Origin of the sequence: Streptomyces nitrosporeus, from assembly GCF_008704555.1 — a bacterium.
GTDB classification, from domain to species: domain Bacteria; phylum Actinomycetota; class Actinomycetes; order Streptomycetales; family Streptomycetaceae; genus Streptomyces; species Streptomyces nitrosporeus.
This window is the reverse complement of record NZ_CP023702.1, coordinates 651832-675518: the sequence shown is the minus strand read 5'-3', so window position 1 is coordinate 675518 and position 23687 is coordinate 651832. Positions and strand designations below refer to the sequence as shown.

Below are 23687 nucleotides of genomic sequence, written 5' to 3'. Positions count from 1 at the left end.
GGCGGAACGACGGCCGGCGGAGAACGGAACGAGGCGGCGGCCGGCCGGAGGCGCCGCCCCGGGAGCCGGCCGCGCGGGGTGGTCCGGACGGGCCGGCCGCCCCGCGCGGCCGGTGTGCGGCGGCCCCGGGCGGTCAGCCGGCCCCCGGCAGGCCCTTCAGCGCCGCCCGTGCCTCGTCCATGATCCGTTCGACCAGTTCCGTGCAGGACGGCAGGTCCTCGATCAGGCCCGCCACCTGGCCCGAGGCCATCACCCCGATATCCGTACGGCCCTCGACCAGTGAGGCCTTGAGCAGCATCGGGGTGTTCGCCGCCAGCAGTACCTGACTCCAGGTCAGTTCCTTGCCGTGCTTCATCGCCAGTCCGTCCCGGACCAGTTGGGGCCAGCTCGCACCGGACTCCTTCCGGAAGGCCGAGGCGTGCCGCAGCGCCCTCAGCAGTGAGGTGGCCCGGCCGGAACGCTCCAGCGCGTCGACCATGCCGGTACGCAGCATGCGGTGCGGCAGGCCGTCCACCCGGGTGGTGACCGTCACGTCCTTGACGGTGGCCGCCAGGTACCTCGCCTTCACCGCGTCGGGGACGGTGCTGTCGGAGGTGAGCAGGAAGCGGGTGCCCATCCCGATGCCGGCCGCCCCGTAGGCGAGAGCGGCGATCAGGCCCCGGCCGTCGTGGAAACCGCCGGCCGCGATCACCGGGATGTCCACGGCGTCCACGACCTGGGGGAGCAGCACCGTGGTGGCCACGTCGCCCGTGTGGCCGCCGCCCTCGCCGCCCTGCACCATCACCGCGTCCGCACCCCAGGCGGCGACCTTCTCCGCGTGGCGGCGGGCGCCGATGGAGGGGATGACGACGACACCGGCGTCCTTGAGGCGGGCGATCAGGTCCTTGGAGGGCGCCAGGGCGAAGGAAGCCACCCGTACGCCCTCGTCGATGATGATCCGTACCCGCTCGCCCGCGTCCCCCGCGTCGGCCCGCAGGTTGACGCCGAACGGTGCGTCCGTACGGGACTTGACCTCGCGGACCGCGGCGCGCAGCTGATCCACGGTCATGGTGGCGGACGCGAGGACACCGAGGGCCCCGGCGTTCGCGGAGGCCGAGACCAGACGGGGGCCCGCCACCCAGCCCATCCCGGTCTGCACGATCGGATGGCGCACCCCGGTCAGCTCGGTGAGGGCGGTGGGGAACACGGACGGGGGAGGGGAGGGGGCCGCGGGCGGGGGTGCGGCGGGGCCGGTCATGCCGGGACCTCGCGGTCGCGCAGCCCCTTCGGGTCGATGACCTCGCGGATCAGCCGGAGTTCGTCGCCGGTGGGCTCCCGGGTGAAGGGCACCTCGTCGGGGACGGTGAGGGGGAACCCGGTGGCCGCGACGATCTGCTCGACGCTCACACCGGGATGCAGCGAGCGCAGCCGCATGGTGCGGTCGGGGGTCTCGAAGTCGAGGACGCCCAGGTCGGTGATCACGCCGGGCAGGCGGTGGTAGCGGGTCGCGGAGGGCCCGGCCTCGGCCGCGCGGTCGTAGCCGACGCCGCTCACCATGTCCACGCGTTCCACGAAGACCCGGGTGGAGTGCTTCGGTACCCAGTAACTCGTCGGATTGTTGAGGGTGTTGACCGGGGCGCCGCGTACGCCGAGCAGCTGCCGGGCGGGCCGGGACCAGTCGCCGATGCAGGAGATGTTCTGGTTGCCGTACCGGTCCAGCTGGCTGGCGCCCATCATCACGTGGCGGCGTCCGGTGGCGGTGAGGGTGAGGTGCTGGCGGAACGGCAGCCAGCCCTCCGTGCTCCCCGGCCTCGTCCCGACCGCCGGGGTGTCGCCCATCAGCAGGGCCTCCCCGTCGGTCAGCAGCAGGTCCGGGGAGAAGGTCAGCCTCGCCAGGCGCGCCCCGATCGCCGGGACGGTGCCCATGGGGCTGGCCAGGATCTCACCCGCGCCCCGCCACGCCTCGGCGCAGGCCACCACGCAGTACTCGGCGCGGCTCGCCGCCGGGGTGCCGGTGGCGGCTGTGACGGCGGTGGTGCCGGGGGCACCCGTGGGCTCGGTGGCGCTCATGCTTCCTCCTGGTGGAACGCGGTGACGGCGGCCTGGTAAGCGGCTTCGTCCCCGGACAGGAACCGTTCGGCGAAGGCCGGCCACGCCTCGGGGTCGCGGGCGGCCCGGACGTAGGCGCGCTGGAAGGCCTCGTCCCGGTCGTGGTCGGGGACGCAGGAGGTGAAGTGCGCGCCGTTCGGCGTCTCGACGACCCCGTCCACGAACAGCCGCTTCACCAGCAGGGTCTGCGGCCCGTGCTCCTTCAGCAGGTCCGCCGTCTCCACGATCCGCTCGCAGGAGACGTACGCCCGGTCCGCGGCCTCGCAGAACAGGTCGTCGAAGTACGGGTCCGGGCCCAGGTACTGCCCGTTGCCCTGCGCGTCGGCACGGTTGAGGTGGACCAGGGCCGCGTCCAGCCGCAGAGCCGGTGCCGCGACGAGCTCCTCCCCGTCCTCGTACGGTGAAGTGACCGTGCGCAGCGCCGGGTTGACCTTCATCAGGTCCGATCCCAGGCCCGCGCGCACCGGCATGAACGGCAGCCGCTGCGCGCCCGCCGTCAGGCCCCACATCATCATCGCCTCGTCCAGCTCGACCATCTCGAAGGCGCCGCGCTGCCGGGCCGCCGTGAAATGCGGTTCCAGCGGTATCGAGTCGAGCGTCCCGAAGGCCGCGACCAGCTTGCGGATCCTGCCCGCCGCCGCCAGCAGACCCACATCGGGGCCGCCGTACGACACCACGGTCAGATCGGTGACGTCGGAGCGCAGCAGCGCCCGCACCAGGGCCATCGGCTTGCGGCGCGAGCCCCAGCCGCCGATGCCGATCGTCATGCCGCTCTCCAGCCGGCCGACGACGTCCTCGGCCGTCATCGTCTTGTCCTGAGTCACGCCTGACGCTCCTTGTCCGTGCCGGGGGCGGTACCGGGCCCCGTGTCCGGCTTCGTGTCCGGCCCGGTGTCCGGCTTCGTGCCGAAGGTGTCGCGTACGCGGCCGGCGACACCGCTGAGATTGGCCTCGAAGGTGAACCCCTGCTCGAAGCGGTAGCTGCGGCGTACGTCGACGGGGTCGATGCCGTTGATGGCGGCCTTGGCCAGCCTCACCAGCGTGCCGTCCTTGGCGGCGATCTCCCGGGCCAGTTCCAGGGCGGACGCGGCCAGCCGGTCGCGCGGGACGACGTCCCACACCGAGCCGTGCCGTCGCAGCTCCAGGGCCGTCACGGTCCGCGAGGTGTAGTAGAGCGTCCGCATCAGATGCTGCGGGACCAGCCGCGCCAGATGGGTGGCGGCGCCGAGCGCGCCCCGGTCCAGCTCCGGCAGGCCGAAGGTCGCGTCGTCGGCGGCCACGATCGCGTCCGCGTTGCCGACCAGGCCGATGCCGCCGCCCAGGCAGAAGCCCTGCACGGCGGCGACCACCGGTACCTCGCACTCGTAGACCGCCGCGAACGCCTCGAAGCAGCCCCGGTTGGCGCCGATCAGCGCCTCGGGCCCGTCCGCACGCTGCATCTCCTTGATGTCCACGCCGGCGTTGAAGCCGCGGCCCTCGGCGGTGAGCACCACACAGCGGATGTCCGGGTCGGCCCCGGCGGCGCGCACGGCGGCGGCCAGGTCGTACCAGCCCTGGACGGGCAGGGCGTTGACCGGGGGGTAGTCCACGGTGACGAAGGCGACGCCTTCTTCCGGGACGGAGGTGGAGACACCCATGAGCAGATCAGCTACCTTTCCACCAAACGTTTGTTAGGGACAGAAGGTAGCAGCGTCGCGGGCGCCGCGGGAGGGCGTGGTGCCACTGAGTGGTACGGCCACTCCCTCCTCCGCCTCCCGCGCGGCACCCGGCAACCCCCGCCCCACCGAAAGGACATGTGGTCATGACCTCACCCAGCGCCCTGTGCGCCGGACGCGTCGCCGTCGTCACCGGAGCAGGCCGTGGACTCGGCCGCGCCCACGCCCTGGCCTTCGCCGCCGAAGGCGCGAAGGTCGTCGTCAACGACCTGGGCGTCGGGCTGGACGGCTCGGGGGCGGCCACCGGCCCCGCCCAGCGGGTCGTGGAGGAGATCCGCGCGGCCGGCGGCGAGGCCGTCGCCCACGACGGTGACATCGCCACCACCGAGGGGGCGGCCTCCCTCGTCGCCACCGCGCTCGACGCCTTCGGCCGCCTGGACACACTGGTCAACAACGCCGGGTTCCTCCGTGACCGGATGCTGGTCAACCTGGACGAGGACGACTGGGACGCCGTGATGCGGGTCCACCTCAAGGGGCACTTCCTGCCGCTCAGGCACGCCGCCGCGCACTGGCGCGCCGAGGCGAAGGCGGGCCGGACCCCCGAGGCGCGGATCGTCAACACCAGCTCCGGCGCCGGGCTGCTGGGCAGCGTCGGCCAGGGCAACTACGCGGCGGCCAAGGCGGGCATCGTCGGTCTGACCCTGGTGGCCGCCGCCGAGATGGGCCGTTACGGGGTCCAGGTGAACGCCATCGCCCCGGCCGCCCGCACCCGGATGACCGAGACGGCCTTCGCCGGGACGATGGCGGCGCCCGGCGCGGGCGTCTTCGACGCCATGGCGCCCGAGAACGTCTCGCCGCTCGTGGTCTGGCTGGGCTCCGCGGCCTCCGCCGGGGTCAGCGGCCGGGTCTTCGAGGCCGAGGCCGGACGCATCACCGTGATGGAGGGATGGCGGCCCGGCCCCACCGCGGACAAGGGCGCCCGCTGGAGCCCCGCCGAGGCCGGCGAGGCGGTGACCGGCCTGCTCGCCGCGGCCGAGACCCCGCAGCCGGTGTACGGAGCCCGCTGACACACCGCTCCGCAGGGTGACTGACCATGCGTCAGCCGCCCTGCGGAGCAAGAGGCCCCGCGGGAGGGGCGCCGGGGGCCGGGCGTCCCTCCCGCGCGGGACCCCCATGCCTCCTACACGCCCCGCACCCCGCCGGCCAGCAGCGCCGGGGACTCGGGACGGCCGTCCAGGACACGGTTGGTCCGGGTGACCACCTGCCACCCCGAAGCCGCCCGGCGCAGCCGCCAGTGGTTGGCCGTCGCCCGGCGCACCACGTACCGGCCCGCCTCGTGCACCACCATCAGCGAGTGGCAGACCGCCACCGCCTCGTCCCCCTCGACCGTGATGTGCGGCGGCCCCACCACATGCGCGCACCCCTGCCGTATCCAGCCCTGGTGGGCGGCGGAGCGGACCATCCCACGGACCTGCTCCCGGCCCGCGAGGAAGAGCTCGTCGATGTCGTAGACCCCGTCGGGCGCCCACAGCGCCGCCACCCCGTCCGCGTCACCGCCGTCCACCAGCGGACCGTACGAGGCCATCACCCCGGCGATGTCCCGCTCGTCCTCCAGCCGTGCGACGCGGGCCTCCAGCGCCGCCATCCGGTCCTCGCTCATGCCCGCGCCTCCGCGTCCGCCACCAGGCCGGCGATCCCGGCGAGAGCCTCCAGCTGCTCGACGTAATGGCCCGCCGAATCCGCCGTCAACGACACACCGGCCAGCGTCGCACCCGCCTCGGACACCTTCCGCAGAGCCGTCCGCGTGCCCTCCGCGTCACCCGAGGGATCCAGCGGACGGCCCGCGCTCAGCACCACCTCGAAACCCTCCGGCAGGCAGGCCGCGCCGACCATCTCGCCCAGGCGCTCCAGCGACAGCCCGAACGGCACCCAGCCGTCGCCGTGCGCCACCGCCCGGCGCAGCGAACGCGGTGTACGGCCACCGATCCACAACGGCACCCGGTCCTGCACCGCGTGCGGCTCCACCACCAGCCCCTCGTAGTCGAAGTGCTCACCGTGGTAAGCGGGTTCACGCTCCGACAGCGAAGCACGCAGCGCCGCGATCGCGTCGTCGGCGAGAGCGCCCCGGCCCTCGAAGTCCGCACCCAGCAGCCGGAACTCCTCCTCCAGGCTGCCCACCCCGAGCCCCAGCACCAGCCGCCCGCCCGAAACCCGGTCCAGCGTGCCGTACCGCTTCGCGAGGGCCAGCGGGTGGTGGTAGCCGACCACCAGCACCTGGGTGGCGAGACGGATACGGCGGGTCCGGGCGGCCAGATAACCGAAGGTGGCGAGCGGGTCCCAGTACGTCCCGCCGCGCTGGGCGGCGACGCCGACGGGCACCGCCACATGCTCCGAACACGTCAGGTGGTCGAAGCCGAGCCGGTCCGCCGCCTCGGCCACCACCCCCAGCTCCTCGATACCGGCGGTGCGCTCCCAGGGGGAGTGCACACCGGGGACGGCCGTGACGACGGGACTGTTGATACCGAGCCGCATGGGCGGGCACCTCTCTCGGACGGGACGCAGTACGCCATGGGGGAAGAGGCCATCCAAGACCGGGCGCCCCGGCCCCGCAGCCCCCGTCCCGGTGGGCGGGAAACCGGGCCGGCACCGGGCTGCGCCCGGCGGTCCCACTGACCGGAACGGCCCGTACGGGCCCGCACCGCGCGGGAGATCATCGGCGACCCGCGCGGAAGGACGGCAGCACTGTGCCCCGAACGAGCAACGAGAGAACGCCCGCGCATCCCAGATCGGCCCAGCAGCGCCGACGGTACGCCCGGATCCTCAGGGCCGCCTCCCGCCTCGGAGCGGAGCACGGGCTCGAACGGATGCAGATGCACGACGTGGCCAGGGCCTCCGGCGTCGCGATCGCCACCCTGTACCGCTACTTCCCCTCCAAGACCCACCTGTTCGCCGCCGTCATGCACGCCCAGGTGCTCCGCCTCGCCGCCGCCACCCCGCCGCCGGCACCCGGGACCCGGCCCGTCGACGCCGTCACCGACCTGCTCACCGAGGCGAGCGGACAGCTCTTCGAACAGCCTCTGCTGGCCATCGCGATGATGCAGTCGCACAACGCCTCCCCGGCCACGGGCCCGGACCGGTCCGCCGACGAGATCGTGGTGGACCTGGTGCTGCGCACGGCGGGCGTCACCGATCCCACCGACCGGGACCGGCGCGTGGTGCGCATCCTGGAACAGGCCTGGTACGGGCTGCTGACCACCGTCCTGTACGAACGGTCCACCGCCGAGGCGGCACAGGACGGCATCAGGCTCGCCTGCCACCTCCTCCTCGGCCCGGTCCTGGCCGAGCGCCGCCCCTGAGGCACCGCACCGGCACCGGGCCCCCGGCGGCCGGGCGGTCCCTCCCGGGAGCCGGGAGCCGGGAGCCGGGAGCCCCCGGCCCGGTGACCGGACCGTCCCTCCGTCCGGTCACCGGGAGCACCCGGCACCCGCCCCGCCGCGCCTCGTTACGGTGCGAAGAGGCGCCGCCGGCCCCGGGCGCCCGACACCCCCCGACCACTCACGGGAGTACCCATGCCGCGCAACGTCGTCGTCACCGGATCCGGTTCAGGGATCGGTGCCGCGCTCACCACACTGCTCCGCGCTCAGGGCGACCGGGTGATCGGAGTGGACCTGAAAGGCGGAGACATCGACGCCGACCTGTCCACCCCGGCCGGCCGCGCCGCCGCCGCCACCGCCGCGTCCGAGGCCGCGGGGGGCGTCGTGGACGCGGCCGTCACCTGCGCCGGCACCTCCGTGCCGGGAACCGCGATGGTGACGGTCAACTACTTCGGGACCACCGAGTTCCTCACCGCCCTGCGGCCCGCGCTCGCCGCCGCCGGACAGCCCCGCGTCGTGGCCGTCGGCTCCGTCTCCGGCACCCAGCCCGCCGACCCGGACGTCGTCACCGCCTGCCTGGCCGGAGACGAGGCGGAGGCCCTCCGGCACGCCGGGCGGGCCGTGGCCGACGGCCACGCACGCCGGCTGTACCCCTCCTCCAAGGCGGCCCTCGCCCGGTGGGCCCGGCGCACCGCCGTCGCACCGGGCTGGGCCGACGCCGGGATCCCGGTGAACGTGGTCGCGCCCGGCATCGTGCTCACCCCGATGACCGCCGGACTCTTCGACGACCCCGGGATGAAGAAGGTCATGGACACCGCCGTCCCGATGCCCCTCAACGGCTATCTCCGGCCCGAGGACGTCGCCCGGACCGTGCTCTTCCTGGTCTCCGGCGCGAACAGCCACATCACCGGCCAGGTGCTGTACGTCGACGGCGGCGCCGAGGCCACCCTGCGCGGCCCCGAGGTCTTCTGATCCCTTCACGGCCCGGGCCCCCGGACGCGCGGCAGGCGTCCGGGGGCCCGGGCCGTGAAGGACCCGCGGGCGTCGGGCCAGGGGGCCCAGGAGCCCGGGAGCCCGGACCCCCGGGTGCCGGGGCAGGCGTCCGGGGGCCGGCCGCTCAGGCCGGTGGTCCGGGCCGGGTGTCCGGGGGCGGGGCACTTCGCGCCCACGGCCGGACACCCTCCGTGGGCGCGGAGTGCCCCACGTCAGACGCGTACGTCGCGCCGGATCACCTTGCCGGTCGCGTTGCGCGGCAGCGGGTCCGTGGTGATCCGCCAGCGCTTGGGCACCTTGAAGTACGCCAGCTCTCCCGCCGCGTACTCCCGCAGCGCCTCCTCGGTGAGCGCCGCGCCGGGCACCGGCACCACCACCGCCGCGACCTCCTGGCCGAGGTCCGGGTGGGGGAACCCGACGACCAGGCACTCACGGACGTCCGGGTGCCCGGCCAGCACCGTCTCGATCTCCGCGGGGTACACGTTCTCGCCGCCCCGGATGATCAGGTCCGAACGGCGGCTGCGCAGGTACAGCCTGCCCTCGCGCACCTGCCCCATGTCGCCCGTACGCAGCCAGCGGTCCGCGCCGATCGCCTCGGCCGTGGCCGCGGGGTCGCGCCAGTAGCCCAGCATGTTGTACATGCTGCGGACCCAGATGTCGCCCTCCTCGCCCTCACCCAGCACCTCGCCCGCCGGATCCCGGATCTCCAGCCGTACGCCGACGACGGGCCGGCCCAGCGTGCCCGGGGCCGCCGCCAGCTCCTGGGGGTTCGCCGCGGCGATCGCCGTACAGGACTCCGTCAGGCCGTAACTGTCCACCAGCGAGTCCTTCGCGAAGGGGAGCGCCCGGCGCAGCTTCTCCTTGAACTCGGTGGACGACGGCGCGGAGGCCAGGGCGAACGCCGTCAGCGAGGAGGTGTCGTAACGGCTGACACCGCCGTGTTCGAGCATCCGGTGCGCCATCGTCGGCACCGCGCCCCAGTTGGTGACCCGCTCCCGCTCGACCATGGAGAGCACCGCGTCCACGTCGAAGGAGCCCTGGTGCAGGGCGATCCGGCTGCCCGTCGCCAGCCGCGGCACCGCCAGGTTGTGCAGGCTCGCGATGTGGAACAGCGGCAGGGTCAGCAGGTAGACGCGGTCCTCGGGGGCGAGCGGATCGCCGAACTCCCGCAGCAGGGCGTCGTTCAGCCGGTGGTACTCCACGACCGCCAGCAGATTGCGGTGGGTGTGCACGGCCCCCTTGGGGCGCCCCGAGGTACCCGAGGTGTAGAGGATGACGGCCGGGTCGTCCTCGGCGACATCGGCGGACGGCAGCGGCGCGCCGGGACGGGCCGAGACGAAGCGGCTGATGTCGTCCTCCATGGACAGCACCGGCACCCCGCAGCCGGCCAGCTTCGCCGACTGCCTGGCGTCGGCCACCACCAGGGCCGGCTCCGCGTTGGCGATGCCGTGGGCCATTTCGCGCGCCGACCACCAGGCGTTGAAGCCGACCGCCACCGCGCCGATCGACACCGTCGCCCAGAACGTCTGTATCCAGCCAGGTGAGTTGGCCGCGGCGATGGCGACCCTGTCCCCCTTGCCGACGCCGTACTCCTCGCGCAGCACCTGGGCCAGGGACGCGACCTGGGCGGCGTGCTGGGCGAAGGTGATCCGGCGGTCCGCCGTGACGATGTACTCACGGCCGGCATGGGCGGCCGACTCGTGCAGCACCTCGTGCAGGGCCCGCCTGCGGTGCGTGAACACCGGAAGCCGGGCCCCCAGTACCTCGGCCTCGGACAGCTCGAAGCGGCCTCCCGGGCCGGTGAGCGCGGCCGCTCGGGCGAGAGCGGAAGAGCGGTGATCCGTGTCGCTGGACATCGGGTGACTCCTGGTGCGTCGGGGACTCCACTGGGATCGCGGTCGGGGTCAGTCTCGGCAGTGCCGGCCTCCCGCCTCATGGCTGATTCCGGTCACTGGGACACCGTTTCACGGCGGGGACGCCGGGCGGACGGCGCCGGCGCCCGCCCGGACCGGGAGCCACGCGGGGTTCCCGGTGAGTGGGATACGTCACGTCGCCGGATTTCGCCGGCCGTAGCGTCCCCCCACCTGCTCCGGCCACGGGCTCCCGCCCTCCGGCGCCCGCCCGCTCTTCCGGCACCCGGGCCCCTGCGCCGCCGGACACCCGCTCCGCCCGCCATCCGGCACCAAACTTTCCGCCTTCCCGCACCGGTCACCGGCTCCGCCGGACCCGGCCCGCGGACATCTGGAGGAAGAAATGAAGCGAGCACCACGGCCGCGAGCCCGCCTCGCCGCCGCCCTGGCCGCCGCGGCGATGCTCACCTCCGCGTGCGTATCGTCCGACACCGGCAGCACCGGCGGCGAAAAGGCACAGAAGGCCGAGCGCGGCCGCTACACCTTCGGTCTCGTCGGCGACCAGCCCGACGGCGGCACACCCGTCGACGGCGGCACCCTGCGCATCGCCGACTACGCCGAGGCCCGCAGCCTCAGCCCGGCCGTCACCTACGCCACCGGTGCCTCCGGCGGCTCCGCCCTCGCCGCCGTCTACGACGTGCTGATGCGCTACGACACCGCGGCGAAGAAGTACGAACCCCAGCTCGCGAAGTCGCTGCACAGCAGCGACGACCTGAAGACCTGGACACTGAAGCTCCGCGAGGACGTGAAGTTCTCCGACGGCACACCGCTCGACGCCGCCGCCGTGACCGCCTCCCTCGCCTGGTACCAGAAGAACAAGGGCGCGGACACCGCCCTGCTCGCCCCGAACCTCGCGAAGACCGAGGCCGTGGACGACACCACCGTCGTCTTCACCCTCCGCACCCCCTGGGCGACCTTCCCCGCCATGCTCGCCCAGGCGCCCGGGATGATCGTGGCCCCGGCCGCGTACGCCGGGAAGACGTTCGAGCCGATCGGGGCCGGACCCTTCGTCCTGGACGAGCACGCCCCCCAGGAGGAGATGGTCCTCAAGGCGAACGAGGACTACTTCAAGGGCCGGCCCCACCTCGACGCCCTGCGCTTCACCTGGCCGCAGTCCGACCGCGCCAAGCTGGAGGCGCTGAACGACGGCACCGCCGACGTGACGTACATGCGCAGCCCCGACGTCGTCGACGACGCCGTGAAGGAAGGCCACCCCGGCGAACTGACCCTCACCGGCCTCGGCAACATGATCACCATCAACACCCGTGAGGGCCGGCCCGGCGCCGACCTGCGCGTCCGCAAGGCGATGGCCCTGGCCCTCGACCCCGAGCTCGACACCCAGCGCGCCTACGAGGGCAAGGGCCTGCCCGGACAGGAGATCTTCCCGCCCGAGTCACGCCTGCACTCCGAGGTGGAACCCGTCGGCATCGACCTCGACGAGGCGAAGAAGCTGCTCGCCGAGGCCAAGAAGGACGGGTACGACGGCGCCATCACCTACATGGACGGCACCGACCCCGTCTCCCGGGCCAAGGGCGTCGTCACCAAGGCGATGCTGGAGCGCGTCGGCTTCACCGTGGAACTGGACCTGGTCTCCTCGATCGCCGACCGGGTCGCCAAGACCTACGTGGAACACGACTTCGACATCAGCCGCGGCGCCGCCAGCATCTCCGAGAGCGACCCCTACCACCGGCTGCAGAGCGTCCTGAACTCCACGAGCTACGGCAACCCCGGCGGCTACGCCAACCCGGAGATGGACGCGCTGCTGGCCGAGCTCCAGGCCGCCGACGGCGACGAGGAGACCCAGAAGATCCTCGACCGGGTCCAGACGCTCTTCAACGAGGACGTCCCCTTGGTCAACCTCGGCGCCAGCGCCGGATTCACCGCCTGGGGCGAGAACGTGCACGGCATCGTGCCCACCGACGAGTACATGACCCTCTTCGGCGAGGCGTGGATCAGCAAGTGACCCCGTCCGGCGGGCCCGCCGGCACCGGGACACGGGCCCGGCCGGGGCACGGCTCCGGCCGGCCCCCGGACCACGGCGCCCGGGCCCGCCCCGGGCGGACCCGCGCGCTCCCGCTCACCGGGACACCGCCCTGGGCGGTCCGCCCGCCCGCCCCGTAGCTTCACCGCGCCGTGGTGCGCGTCCCGTAGACCCGTGTGCCGCCACCGGGCAGATCTGGAGGAACCCATGAGTCCCGCTGCGCTGCGCCGACCGGCCCTCAAGGCCCTGGAACTGGTGGGCGTGCTCCTCATCGCGAGCATCGGGGTGTTCTCCCTGGTGGTCCTGCTGCCCGGAGACCCCGCGGTCGACATCCTGGGGGCCGGCCGGGCACCCTCCGAGTACGCCGAACTCCGCACCGAACTCGGCCTCGACCAGCCCCTGGCCACCCGTTACCTCGACTGGCTGGGCGGTGTCCTCACCGGGGACCTCGGACAGTCCGTCGTACCCCCGCAGAGCGACGTCACCGACCGGGTGCTGTCCGCGCTGCCCGTCAGCCTGGAGATCGCCGCCCTCGGGCTGCTGCTCGCCCTCCTGATCGCCGTGCCGCTGGCCATGTGGTCGGCGTACCGGGAGAACTCGGCGGCCGACCGGATCATCGGGGCCGGCACCTTCGGCGTGCTCTCGGTGCCCAGCTTCCTGGCCGGACTGCTGCTGATCCTGCTGCTGGTCAACTCGGCGGGCTGGTTCCCGCGTTCGGAGTGGGTACGGCTCGGCGACGGAGACCTGGCCGGCAACCTGCACCACGCCTTCCTGCCGGCCCTGACCGTGGCCCTGGCCGAACTCGCCATGTTCACCCGGGTACTGCGCGGCGACCTCATCGTGACCCTGCGGGAGGACTACATCCTCGCCGCCCGCGCCAAGGGCATGAACCCGCTGCGCATCCTGTTCACCGACGCCCTGCGCCCCTCCTCCTTCTCCCTGGTCACCCTGCTCGGCCTCAGCCTCGGCCGGCTGATCGGCAGCACCGTCGTCGTGGAGTACCTCTTCGCGCTGCCCGGCATGGGAACCCTCGTCGTCAACGCCGCCGGCCAGGGCGACTACCCGATGGTCCAGGGCGCCGTGCTCACCATCGCCGTGATCTACGTGGTGATCAACGCCGCCATCGACTTCTCCTACGGCTACCTCGACCCGAGGACGCGACGTGTCCATGTCTGACATCGCTCCGCGCACGCGGACCGCCTTCCCGCCGCCCCTGCTCACCGCCCTGACCCTCACCGCCGTCGGCCTCGCCCTGCTGGTGTTCGGCGCGACCACCGCCCAGCTCGTCCCGCCCGCCAAGGCGGCCCTCGCCCTCCTCGGCCTCGGCACGGCCTTCGCCGGAGCCTCCCGGCTCGGCAAGCGCTGGGCCGGCCCCGGATTCGACCTGGTGTTCTGGGCGGGCGCGGGCTGGCTGATCCTCCTCGGCCTCGCGATCGTGTGCGCCCCCTGGCTGCCGCTCGCCGAGGACCGCGACGTCGCGAGCACCGTCATGGAACCGGTCTTCGCGACCCCCGCGTTCACCGGGGACCACCCGCTCGGCACCAACGCCTTCGGCCTCGACCTGCTCGCCCGCTCCCTGTACGGCGCCCGGTCCTCACTGGTCATCTCGCTGTCCGCGGTCGCCGTCGGCACCGTCGTCGGCGGCGCGATCGGCATGGTGGCCGGCTACTTCCAGAAGGGCGTCGACCGCGCGGTGGGCATCGCCACCAACTCCCTGCTCGCCGTACCCCCGCTGATCCTCCTCATCGCGCTCGCCACCGTGCTGGAACCGCACCTGCGCAACGTCGCCCTCTCCCTGGCCCTGCTCACCGTCCCCGGCATGGTGCGGCTCGCCCGCGCCACCACCATGGCCTACGCCAACCGCGAGTTCGTCGTCGCGGCCCGCGCCATGGGCGCCACCCGCACCCGGATCCTGCTGCGCGAACTGCTCCCCAACGTCCTGCTGCCCCTGCTGTCCCTGGCCGTCGTGATGATCTCGGTACTCATCGTCGCCGAGGCCTCGCTCAGCTTCCTCGGACTCGGCATCCAGCCGCCCGAACCCACCTGGGGAAACATGATCGCCGAAGGGGAGGGGCGGGCCTTCGAGGACCACCCGCACATCGTCCTCGTGCCCGGCGCCTTCCTCTTCCTCACCGTGTTCGCCTTCAACATCGTCGGCGAGAAGGCTCGCGGGCGATGGGACTCCCGGAGCGTGAAGCTGTGACCACCGCACCCCCGCCCGGGGGCCCCGCCCCCGCCCCCGCCCCCGGCGCCCCCGGACCCGCTGCCGGCACCCCCCGGGCCGCCCCCGCCCCGCTGCTGAGCGCCACCGGCGTACGCACCGGCTTCCTCACCCCCCGCGGCCTCGTCCAGGCCGTCGACGGGGTCGACCTGACCCTGTCCGAGGGGGAGACCCTCGGCATCGTCGGGGAGTCCGGCTCGGGCAAGTCCGTCCTCGGCCGCACCCTGATGGGCCTGATCACCGACGGCCCCGGCACCACCGTCTCCGGCACCGTCCTCCTCGGCGGCCAGGACGTCCACGCACTCACCCCCGCCCGGCGCCGCGCCCTGTGGGGCACCGAGGTCGCCATGGTCTTCCAGGACCCGATGACCTCCCTGAACCCGGTCAAGAAGGTCGGCGCCCACCTCACCGAGAGCGTACGGCTGCACCTCGGCCTCAGCCGCGCGGAAGCCCGGGACCGGGCCGTCGGCCTGCTCCGGCAGGTCGGCATCCCCGAACCGGCCCGGCGCGCCCGCCAGTACCCGCACGAACTCTCCGGCGGAATGCGCCAGCGCGTCGTCATCGCCATGGCCCTCGCCTGCGGGCCCCGCCTGCTCATCGCCGACGAGCCCACCACCGCACTCGACGTCACCGTGCAGAAGCAGATCCTGGACCTGCTCCGGACACTGGCCCAGGACCTGCGCATGGCGACCGTCCTCATCAGCCACGACCTCGCCACCGTCGCCGGCCGCACCGACCGCGTCGCCGTGATGTACGCGGGACGCCTCGTCGAACACGCCCCCACCCAGGCCGTCTTCGAACGGCCCCGGCACCCGTACAGCAGTGCCCTGATCGCCTCCATCCCCCAGCTCGACCTGCCCCCGCACACCCTGCTCCCCACCATCGAGGGCCGCCCGCCCAACCTGCTGCACCCCCCGCCCGGCTGCCGGTTCGCCCCGCGCTGCACCGCCGCCACCGACCGCTGCACCACCGAGGCGCCCCGGCTCACCGGCCGGCACGGCGACCAGGACGCCGAAGGCGTCGTCGCCTGCCACCACCCGCTGGGCGCCGTCCAGGAGGCGACCGCATGACGACCACACCCGACACCGCCCGGACGGCCCCCCGGCCGCCCGCGCTGAGCGCCGAGGACCTCGTCGTGGAGTTCCCGGCCGGACACGGCCGCAAGGTCCACGCCGTCTCCGGGGTCAGCCTGGACGTCGCCGTCGGCGAGACCCTCGGCATCCTGGGGGAGTCCGGCTGCGGCAAGTCCACCGTCGGCCGCTCCCTGATCCAGCTCCCGCCCCCCGGCTCCGGGACCGTCCGCCTGGGCGGGACCTCCCTCAGCGGCCTCGCCCCCGGGGAACTGCGGCGCGCCCGCGCCCGGATGCAGATCATCATGCAGGACCCGGTGTCCGCCCTGAACCCGCGCCGCAAGGTCAAGGACCTGGTGTGGGAAGGCCCTTCGGTCTGGGGCGCCGGCGACGACCCGCGCGACAGGGACACCCGGATCGACGAGGCGCTCCGCGACGTCGGCCTCGACCCCGCGACCGTACGGGACCGCAGACCGCACGAACTCTCCGGCGGCCAGTGCCAGCGGGTGTGCATCGCCCGCGCCCTGATGCTCGACCCCGAGGTGCTGATCTGCGACGAACCCGTCTCCAGCCTGGACGTGTCCGTCCAGGCCCAGATCCTCAACCTGCTGGAGACGGCGACCGCCCGGCGCGGGCTCAGCATGGTCTTCATCGCCCACGACGTGTCCGTGGTGAAGAACATCAGCGACCGCGTGATGGTGATGTACCTCGGCAAGGTCTGCGAGGTGCTGCCCTCCGACGGGATGCAGCACGAGGCCGTGCACCCCTACACCCGGCTGCTGCTCGCCTCCCTCCCCGAGGCCAGGCGCCCGGGCGGTGCCGCCCCCGCCGCCGTGGACACCGAGGGGCCGGCCGCGGAACTCCCCTCCCCGCTGGACCCGCCGTCCGGCTGCCGCTTCCGCACCCGCTGCCCGCTGGCCACCGGCGAGTGCGCCGCACACGAACCCCCACCACGGGAGATCCGGCCCGGACACCGGGTCGCCTGCCACCACGCCGAACCCAGGAGGAACCACCCGTGACCACCAGCGAGACCCCCGAAGCCGCCCCCGCCGCCCCGGCACCCGACGTCCTGGCACCCGACGTCCTGGCACCCGCGAAACTGGGCCCCGTCGAGCTCCGCAACCGCGTCATCAAGGCCGCGACCTACGAAGGACTCAGCCACCGGTCCCTGGTCACCAAGGACCTCGTCGACTTCCACGTCGCCTACGCCCGCGGCGGCGTCGGCATGACGACCGTCGCCTACTGCGCGGTCGCCAAGGAGGGCCGCACCGACCGCCACCAGATCTACTGGACCGACGAGGCGATGCCGGGCCTGCGCGCCCTCACCGACGCCGTGCACGCCGAAGGCGCCGCCGTCGCCGCGCAGATCGGCCACGGCGGGCCCGTCGCCAACCCCAAGGGCAACGGGGCCCCCGCCCTCTCCCCGTCGAAGCACTTCCACGCCACCACCATCAGCTGGGCCAGGGAAGCCACCCTCGACGACATCCGGCGCATCACCGAGGCCCACGCCGAGGCCGCGCGCCGCGCCGTGGAGGCGGGCTTCGACGCCGTCGAGGTGCACCTGGGCCACAACTACCTGGCCAGCTCCTTCCTCAGCCCCCGGGTCAACCACCGCACCGACGCCTACGGCGGCAGCCTCACCAACCGGGCCAGGTTCGCCCGCGAGATCATGCGCGCCGTCCACGACGCCGTCGGCGGCAGGATCGCCGTCATCGCCAAGATGAACATGGACGACGGCGTCCCCGGCGGGTTCTGGCTCGACGAGGCCATCCCCGTCGCGCAGTGGCTCGAACAGGACGGCACCGTCGACGCCCTGGAGATGACCGCGGGCAGCTCCCTGCTCAACCCCATGTACCTCTTCAAGGGCGACGCCCCGCTCCGCGAGTTCTCCGCGATCATGCCGCAGCCGATCAAGCTCGGTGTGAAGGCGGTCGGCAAGCACTTCCTGCGCAGCTACCCCTACCAGGACGCCTACCTCCTCCAGGACGCCCGGCAGATCCGCGCAGCGGTGAAGCTGCCGATGATCCTGCTCGGCGGGATCACCGGGAAGCCCGTCATGGACCTCGCGATGCGCGAGGGCTTCGAGTTCGTGGCGATGGCCCGCGCCCTGCTGCGCGAGCCCGACCTGGTCAACCGCGTGCGCGAGGACTCCGCCACACCGTCCCTGTGCATCCACTGCAACAAGTGCATGCCGACCAACTTCACGGGCACCCGCTGCGTCCTGGTCGACCGCGGCACCACCCGCCGCGCCACCTGGGGCAAACAGGAGGGGTACGTCGCATGAGGCGCCCCGACGCCGCCGCCGCGGCCGCCGCCCTTCCCGACGCCGCCGTTCTTCCCGACGCCACCGCCACGGCCGCCGCCGTCCGCGACGGCGACAGCGACGCACGCGAGGTCACCGAACAGGCGATCGCCCGCATCGGGAGACTCGACCCCGGCATCGGCGCGGTGCTCCACACCCGCTTCGAGGCCGCCCTGGACGAGGTGGCGGCCGGCCTGCCCGACGGCCCGCTGCGCGGTGTCCCGATGCTCGTCAAGGACCTCGGTACGGAGGTGGCGGGCCTCCCGGCGACGGGCGGCAGCCGTCTCTTCGCCGAGGGGACCGCCCGCCGGGACAGCGAACTGGTGGCCCGCTACCGGCGGGCCGGAGCGGTGGTCCTCGGCACCACCAACACCCCCGAACTCGGCCTCAACGCCTCCACCGAACCGGTCCTGTCCGGCCCCACCCGCAACCCCTGGGACCCCACCCGCTCACCCGGCGGCTCCAGCGGCGGCTCGGCCGCCGCCGTGGCCGCCGGGATGGTACCGGTCGCCCACGCCAGCGACGGCGGCGGTTCGATCCGCATCCCGGCCGCCGCCTGCGGACTGTTCGGCCTGAAACCCAGCCGCGGACGCGTCAGCCCCGCACCACGCCCCACCACCCTGGCGGGCCTGGTCTCCGTGCACCACGCGCTCACCATGACCGTCCGCGACAGCGCCCTGCTCCTCGACGTCGCCGCGGGCCCGCTGCCCGGAGACGCCTACGCGGCCCCGGCCCCGGCCGCGCCCTTCGCCGAGCTCGCCGCCCGCCCGCCGGGCCGCCTGCGGATCGGACTGCTCACCGCGCTCCCCGACGGCCCGGACGTCCATCCCGACTGCGCGGACGCGGCACGCGCCGCCGCCGTGCTCTGCGAACGCCTCGGCCACCACGTCACCGAGACCACCGCCCGCTACCGCCCCGACGACGTCGGCCGCACCTCCGGCGTCCTGATGGGCGCCGACCTCGTCGCCCAGATCGACGCCCGGCTCGCCGAACTCGGCCGGCCCCTGGCCGACGACGACATCGAACCCTTCACCCGTCTTCTGTACGACACCTACCGCACCCTGCCCGCCGCCGATGTCAGCCGGGCCCTGCGCCGGGCCCAGGAGATCGGCTGGGAGGTCGGCGCCGCCTTCGCCGGCACCGACGTCCTGCTCAGCCCGGCCCTCGCCCGGCCCACCCCGCCGCTCGGCACGCTCGACACCACGGACCCGGAGTCCGTCTACCGCCACGCCTCGGTCCACTCGGCCTTCACCAGCGTGTACAACGTCACCGGGATGCCCGCGATGTCCGTGCCCTTCGGCCACGACGGCGACGGTCTGCCGCTCGGCGTCCAGTTCGCCGCCCCCCTCGGCGGCGAGGGCCTGCTGCTCGCCCTCGCCGCGCAACTGGAGGAGGCGGCACCCTGGGGGCCGCCGCCCCCGAGGTGAGGGCCCGCCCCCCGGCCGGGGCGGGCCGGGGGGCGGGCCAGGAGGACAGGCCGGGAGGCCGGGAGCCTCAGAAGGTCAGGCTCCAGCCGTCGAGGTACCCGGGGTCGACGGTGAAGATGCCGGGGGTGTTGTCGGTGACGCGCAGCTTCCACGTGCCGTCGGCGGGCACGGCCGACGCGTCCACGGTGAACGTCTCGTGGAGCTCCCTGCCCTCGTCCCAGACGAAGTCCTTCACCAGGATCACCGTGCCGTCCCCGGCGACGAGGTTGATCACCTGCCCGCCGATGAAGTCGTGGACGAGGTCGACGGTCACCTTGAGGTCGGCGGGCGCGTTGCCGGTCCGCCCCGTGACGGTGATGGGTGACTCGACGGTGACCCAGTTGGGGATGTCCACCCTGGCCGGGTTGGTGAAGAAGTCCCCGCCGGAGGCCAGCACGGTCCAGGCGAAGGACAGCTCGCGGGTCTCCGAGGCGGAGTTCGTGACGGTGACGACCACGGAGAAGTCGCCCGCCGCCGTCGGGGTCCCGCTGATGACGCCGGTGGCGGCGTCGATGCCCAGCCCGGCGGGCAGGCCGGTCGCGGCGTAGCCGAGAGCGCCGGGACGGGTCGAGACCGCGTCGATCCGCAGCTCGGTGGGCTGGCCCACCGCGGACTTCCGGGCGGACGGGACGACGGCCGCGATGTTGTTGACGTACGAGGGGCCGACGTTGACCGCGGCCCAGGCGTTGCCGACGGCCGTGTAGGCGCCGTCGTCCATGCCGAAGAGGTCGTCCGCGGCCCGGAGCGTGGCGACGCGGGCGCCCGCGTAGTCGGTGCGGCTGGTCATGTAGACCGTCAGGGCCCGGTACCAGATGGCGGCGGCGTTCTCGATGCCGATGCCGGCGACCGGATTGCCGTCGTAGGTCGGGCTGTCGTACTGGACGCCGTTGACGGTCTTCTGCCCGCTGCCCTCGGCGAGCAGGTAGAAGAAGTGGTTGCCCACCCCGGAACTGAAGTGGGGGTCCAGCTTCCTGGTCTCGGAGGTCCAGTAGTCCTGGGACGTCCCCTTCGGGGAGGCGTCCCTGGAGGGCTGGTCCATGTACCGGATCGGCCCGCCGGTGCCGCGCAGGTCGATCAGCTCGGCCATGGTGTAGTCCGGTGTGTCCAGCGGGTTGTCCGCGTAGAACTCCACGGCCGCGGCCATGATGTCGCTGGTCGCCTCGTTGAGGCCGCCCGACTCACCCGAGTAGTACAGGTTCGCGGTGGAGTAGGTGACGCCGTGGGTCATCTCGTGGGCCGCGATGTCCAGGGAGGTCACGGGGCGGGCGTCACCGATGCCGTCGCCGTAGGTCATGCAGAAGCACAGGTCGTCCCAGAAGGCGTTGGCGTATCCGCTGCCGTAGTGCACCCGGGAGCGGGCCCCCGCCCCGTCGTCGGCGATGCCGTTGCGGCCGAACCGGTCCTGGTAGAAGTCCCACGTCTTCTGCGCGCCGTACGCGGCGTCCACGGCGGCCGTCTGCTCGTGGGCGGCGGTGCCGTCGCCCCAGTGGTCGTCGTCGTCGGTGACCAGGCTCTGCGTGTTGTCCGGGGCGAACGAGTAGGTCCGGTGGCTGCCGCGCGCCGGGTCGGTCAGCTCGTACGCGGTGCCGTTGTGGACCGAGCCGATCTGCACGGGTCCGCTGTACAGGCTCTGGCCCTCGCCGGCGTGGATCTGCTCCGCGCTGTGCAGCCGCTCACCGGTGGTGGCGTCGGTCACCACCTGGAGGCGGCTCGGGGTGCCGTCCTGCTGGACGCCGGTGACGAAGGTCTCCCAGGCCAGGACGGGTTCGCCGGAGCCCGCCCAGACGACCTGGCGGGGGGCCTGCGCGGTGGTGGCCCCGGCGGTGCCCTCCTCCTCGCCCGCCGCGAGCGCCTTCTTCCTGGCGGTACCGGCGGTGACGTCGGGCTCGGCCGTGTCCACGGCGATCCGCGCCGTGGTGGCCCTGGTGACGGTACTGGAGTCGCCGTCCTGGTGGACGACCAGGTCGCCGCCGAGCACCGGGAGCCCGGCGTAGGTGCGCTCGTAACGGGTGTGGACGGTGCCGTCCGCGTCCTTGACGACATCCCTCGGCACGAGCTTCTCGCGGTCGCCCAGCTTCAGCCGGCGGGCGGTGGCGGGGCCGTCGGCGGCGGCGTTCCTGAGCAGCTTCTCCCGCTTCGCGGCGGAGAGTCCGACACTCCCGGACCCGGGTTCGGGACGGACCTCGATCTGCCGGGGTGCCCGGTCCCTGTCCGCGGCGAAAGCGGCCGGGCCCGCGGCGGTGGCGACCGGCAGGAGGAGCGCTCCCACGGCGAGCGCCGCGGTCAGTGCCGCGCGCCTGCGGGCGGTGCCGGCACTCCGGAGGGGGCGGGAGGGGGAACGGGATCCTGATATCAGGAAATATCTGGAGGATGACAGTCTGTCAGCCACTTCTGCAGCTCTCCTTGTGTCCGGCCGTACGCGCGACGGCCGGTGGCGCGGATGCCGGACGTGAACCGGCACAACCGGCTCCGGGCCGCGGTACACGCCGTCCGGAGCAGCTCGATGCTTTCAAGAAATTAAGCAAACAGGCAGAGCTGGGAGGACGGTTGTCCAAAACTCACCGACTGCCAGGCCGGGCTTCCAACACGCTCGAACGGAAGTCTACTTGAAGTAACACTTTCTCACATCACGCTTCTGATCAGCGGTTTTGCCGGTGAAGTGGCGTCGTGCGGATCTCTTCGCGCCGGTGGGAAGACTGCCCGCGGCTCATGGAGGGCGGGGATCGCCTTCGCGCCACCCGTGAATCCGTGCGTCGTCTGCTGGACACCTGGATGTAACAGAATGAAGGACCAACGGCCCTAGCGTTCCTTTGAGTTCAACTTCTTGAAGACCAACCGGGGTGAAGTGGGGTATACCGCCGAGGGCTGCCCCGTCATGCCTGGTGGGACAGCCCTCGGCGGTACCGCCCGGAAGGACCGGGGCGCGGCCGGATCGCGGCCGGCCGGATGGAAGCGGGCCGTCAGCCCTCCGGGACGGCGCGGACCGCCGCGATGTCGAACTGGAGCCGGAGCCGCTCACTGACCATCGCCCCGCCCTGGGCGAGGCGGGCGTTGTAGGTCAGGCCCCAGTCCGAGCGGCCGATGGTGGTCGTACCGTCGAAGCCGACCCGCTCGTAGCCGAACGGGTCGGTGACGTGGCCGATGTAGGTGAGGTCCAGCGTCACCGGACGGGCCGTGTCCCGGATGGTGAGGTCTCCGGTCATCCGGAACACGTCCTTGCCCGCCTGCTCGACGGCACCGCTGGTGAACGACATCCGGGGATACGACCTGGCGTCCAGGAAGTCGCGTCCGACCAGGTGGGCGTCCCGCTGCTCCACTCCGGTGTCCACGCTCGCGGTGTGGATCACGATCCTCGCCCGGGAGCGTGAGGGGTCCCGGCCGTCGAAGTAGAGGCGGCTGTCGTACTCCGTGAACGAACCGCGCACCGTGGTGACCATGGCGTGCCGCACGGAGAAGCCGATCCTGCTGTGCGCGGGGTCGATGACCCACTCGCCGGTGAGCGCCGCCAGGGAGGGGTCAGGGGTCACCGGGGCGGAGGCGGGCCCGGCCGGTCCGGCGGGCGCGGCCGGGCGGCGGAGGGTGGAGCTACGACTGAAGATGTTCATGATCGACTGGTTACGCGGGGGCGGGGAGCCCTCGCAAGACGCCCCTGCCGAACCCGCTCAACCGCTGTGGGACCTTCACCGCGTGGAGCTCGGGGCGGGGTTCTGTGCGCGAGGGTGCCGTGCGGCGGGTGCGGGGGTGCGGGGCACCCGGTCCCGAGGGCTCAGCCGGTGCGCCCCGGCTCACGGCGGCGGGTGGCGTCGGCGGTGCCGAGCAGGACGAGCGCGTCCGCACTCGGACTGCCGGGCTCCGCCTGATAGACGATCAGCTGCTGGCCCGGCGTCTCGCGTACGTCGAACGCCTGGTAGGACAGGGTCAGCGGCCCGACGTCCGGGTGCAGCAGGTGCTTGGTGTCCCGGGTCTTGCCCCGTACCGCGTGCGCCTTCCACAGGCCGGTGAACGCCTCGCCGCAGGTGCTCAGTTCATCGGTCAGTGCCTGTAGCCGGGGGTTCAGCGGGTCGTAGCCGGCGGCCTGGCGCAGATGGGCCACACAGGCGTGGGCCGTCCAGTCCCAGCGGACGTAGAAGGCGCGTGCGGCGGGGTCCAGGAAGGCCATGCGCGCCAGGTTGTCCGGCCGGGTGAAGGGCGAGTGCAGCGCCCGGGCCTGCGCGTTGGCGGCCAGGATGTCCAGGGTGCGGTTGATCACGAACGCCGGGGTGTGCGGGAAGCCGTCCAGCATCTGCCGCAGGTCCGGGCCGACCCGGTCATGGGTGCGGCGGAGCCCGTCCTTCGGGGTGGCGCCGGTCAGCCGGAACAGATGCTCCCGGGCGTCGGTGTCCAGGAGCAGCGCGCGGCCGAGGGCGTCGAGCACCTGCGGCGACGGGTTGCGTTCGCGCCCCTGTTCCAGCCGTGTGTAGTAGTCGGCGTTCACGCCGGCCAGCACGGCCACCTCCTCGCGCCGCAGCCCCGCGACCCGCCGGGGTCCGTACGACGGCATGTCCACGTCCTGCGGCCTCAGTGCCGCCCGCCGGGCCCGCAGGAAGTCTCCGAGGCCGTTGCCACCGTCAGTCATGTCCCCAGGGTAG

The 23687-nt window shown here is 73.3% G+C and carries 20 protein-coding genes; 10 read left to right on the top strand and 10 right to left on the bottom strand.

Annotated elements, in window-relative coordinates; all coding sequences use genetic code 11:
- Window positions 1-133: 133 nt before the first annotated feature.
- From CP967_RS03020 to CP967_RS03005, 4 genes are read right to left on the bottom strand one after another with little or no spacing between them, the layout of a single operon-like run.
- The gene (locus tag CP967_RS03020) at window positions 134-1237 is read right to left on the bottom strand and encodes an NAD(P)H-dependent flavin oxidoreductase (RefSeq protein WP_150486429.1); all 1104 of its coding nucleotides are present in this window, start codon (window positions 1235-1237) and stop codon (window positions 134-136) included.
- Window positions 1234-2049 (bottom strand): CoA-transferase subunit beta, encoded by an 816-nt coding sequence (locus CP967_RS03015; RefSeq protein ID WP_150486428.1) that lies wholly within the window; start codon window positions 2047-2049, stop codon window positions 1234-1236. The genes CP967_RS03020 and CP967_RS03015 overlap by 4 nt, the downstream gene beginning before the upstream one ends.
- Window positions 2046-2894, bottom strand: coding sequence for a CoA transferase subunit A (locus CP967_RS03010; protein WP_150491669.1), 849 nt, complete (start codon window positions 2892-2894; stop codon window positions 2046-2048). Before CP967_RS03010 ends, CP967_RS03015 begins: the two co-directional genes overlap by 4 nt.
- Window positions 2895-2908: 14 nt before the next feature.
- Window positions 2909-3724, bottom strand: a complete 816-nt coding sequence (locus CP967_RS03005) for an enoyl-CoA hydratase family protein (RefSeq protein WP_229888517.1) — start codon at window positions 3722-3724, stop codon at window positions 2909-2911.
- A 164-nt stretch (window positions 3725-3888) separates the two neighbouring features.
- On the opposite strand from CP967_RS03005, the gene CP967_RS03000 reads away from it, so the two are divergent.
- Window positions 3889-4809: an SDR family oxidoreductase gene (locus CP967_RS03000; protein ID WP_150486427.1), complete on the top strand. Its 921-nt coding sequence runs from the start codon at window positions 3889-3891 to the stop codon at window positions 4807-4809.
- A gap of 113 nt (window positions 4810-4922) precedes the next feature.
- Here the strand turns inward: CP967_RS03000 and CP967_RS02995 are convergent, their stop codons facing one another.
- The gene (locus CP967_RS02995; protein WP_150486426.1) at window positions 4923-5402 is read right to left on the bottom strand and encodes a nuclear transport factor 2 family protein; all 480 of its coding nucleotides are present in this window, start codon (window positions 5400-5402) and stop codon (window positions 4923-4925) included.
- On the bottom strand, window positions 5399-6274 hold the full coding sequence (locus tag CP967_RS02990; protein WP_150486425.1) for a TIGR03619 family F420-dependent LLM class oxidoreductase: 876 nt from the start codon (window positions 6272-6274) through the stop codon (window positions 5399-5401). Before CP967_RS02990 ends, CP967_RS02995 begins: the two co-directional genes overlap by 4 nt.
- 212 nt (window positions 6275-6486) lie before the next feature.
- On the opposite strand from CP967_RS02990, the gene CP967_RS02985 reads away from it, so the two are divergent.
- Both CP967_RS02985 and CP967_RS02980 read left to right on the top strand, forming a co-directional pair.
- The gene (locus CP967_RS02985; protein WP_150486424.1) at window positions 6487-7098 is read left to right on the top strand and encodes a TetR/AcrR family transcriptional regulator; all 612 of its coding nucleotides are present in this window, start codon (window positions 6487-6489) and stop codon (window positions 7096-7098) included.
- A 213-nt stretch (window positions 7099-7311) separates the two neighbouring features.
- A complete protein-coding gene (locus CP967_RS02980) occupies window positions 7312-8088 on the top strand; it encodes an SDR family oxidoreductase (RefSeq protein ID WP_150486423.1) in 777 nt (258 codons plus the stop codon).
- 233 nt (window positions 8089-8321) lie between these two features.
- On the opposite strand, the gene casG is transcribed toward CP967_RS02980, so the two are convergent.
- The gene (gene casG, locus CP967_RS02975; RefSeq protein ID WP_150486422.1) at window positions 8322-9965 is read right to left on the bottom strand and encodes a steroid-24-oyl-CoA synthetase; all 1644 of its coding nucleotides are present in this window, start codon (window positions 9963-9965) and stop codon (window positions 8322-8324) included.
- 397 nt (window positions 9966-10362) lie between these two features.
- Between casG and CP967_RS02965 the strand changes: the two genes are divergently transcribed.
- The 7 genes from CP967_RS02965 to CP967_RS02935 all read left to right on the top strand — a co-directional run bounded on the left by CP967_RS02965 (window position 10363) and on the right by CP967_RS02935 (window position 19020).
- A complete protein-coding gene (locus tag CP967_RS02965; RefSeq protein WP_150486420.1) occupies window positions 10363-11982 on the top strand; it encodes an ABC transporter substrate-binding protein in 1620 nt (539 codons plus the stop codon).
- A 225-nt stretch (window positions 11983-12207) separates the two neighbouring features.
- The gene (locus CP967_RS02960) at window positions 12208-13176 is read left to right on the top strand and encodes an ABC transporter permease (RefSeq protein ID WP_150486419.1); all 969 of its coding nucleotides are present in this window, start codon (window positions 12208-12210) and stop codon (window positions 13174-13176) included.
- Window positions 13169-14203 carry an ABC transporter permease gene (locus CP967_RS02955; protein WP_150486418.1) on the top strand — a complete coding sequence of 345 codons (1035 nt, stop codon included), beginning with the start codon at window positions 13169-13171 and terminating at the stop codon, window positions 14201-14203. Before CP967_RS02960 ends, CP967_RS02955 begins: the two co-directional genes overlap by 8 nt.
- Entirely contained in the window at window positions 14200-15291 is a 1092-nt protein-coding gene (locus CP967_RS02950; protein ID WP_229888516.1) for an ABC transporter ATP-binding protein, read from the top strand. Before CP967_RS02955 ends, CP967_RS02950 begins: the two co-directional genes overlap by 4 nt.
- Window positions 15288-16310 carry an oligopeptide/dipeptide ABC transporter ATP-binding protein gene (locus CP967_RS02945; RefSeq protein WP_150486416.1) on the top strand — a complete coding sequence of 341 codons (1023 nt, stop codon included), beginning with the start codon at window positions 15288-15290 and terminating at the stop codon, window positions 16308-16310. The genes CP967_RS02950 and CP967_RS02945 overlap by 4 nt, the downstream gene beginning before the upstream one ends.
- Window positions 16307-17575 carry an NADH:flavin oxidoreductase gene (locus CP967_RS02940; protein ID WP_373300420.1) on the top strand — a complete coding sequence of 423 codons (1269 nt, stop codon included), beginning with the start codon at window positions 16307-16309 and terminating at the stop codon, window positions 17573-17575. Before CP967_RS02945 ends, CP967_RS02940 begins: the two co-directional genes overlap by 4 nt.
- Window positions 17572-19020: an amidase gene (locus CP967_RS02935; protein WP_150486415.1), complete on the top strand. Its 1449-nt coding sequence runs from the start codon at window positions 17572-17574 to the stop codon at window positions 19018-19020. Before CP967_RS02940 ends, CP967_RS02935 begins: the two co-directional genes overlap by 4 nt.
- Before the next feature lie 67 nt (window positions 19021-19087).
- On the opposite strand, the gene CP967_RS02930 is transcribed toward CP967_RS02935, so the two are convergent.
- From CP967_RS02930 to CP967_RS02920, 3 genes are all read right to left on the bottom strand, one after another.
- On the bottom strand, window positions 19088-21328 hold the full coding sequence (locus CP967_RS02930; RefSeq protein WP_229888515.1) for a M4 family metallopeptidase: 2241 nt from the start codon (window positions 21326-21328) through the stop codon (window positions 19088-19090).
- 691 nt (window positions 21329-22019) lie between these two features.
- Window positions 22020-22664: a YceI family protein gene (locus CP967_RS02925; protein ID WP_150486414.1), complete on the bottom strand. Its 645-nt coding sequence runs from the start codon at window positions 22662-22664 to the stop codon at window positions 22020-22022.
- A gap of 161 nt (window positions 22665-22825) precedes the next feature.
- Window positions 22826-23674: a helix-turn-helix transcriptional regulator gene (locus CP967_RS02920; RefSeq protein WP_150486413.1), complete on the bottom strand. Its 849-nt coding sequence runs from the start codon at window positions 23672-23674 to the stop codon at window positions 22826-22828.
- Between the last annotated feature and the right edge of the window lie 13 nt (window positions 23675-23687).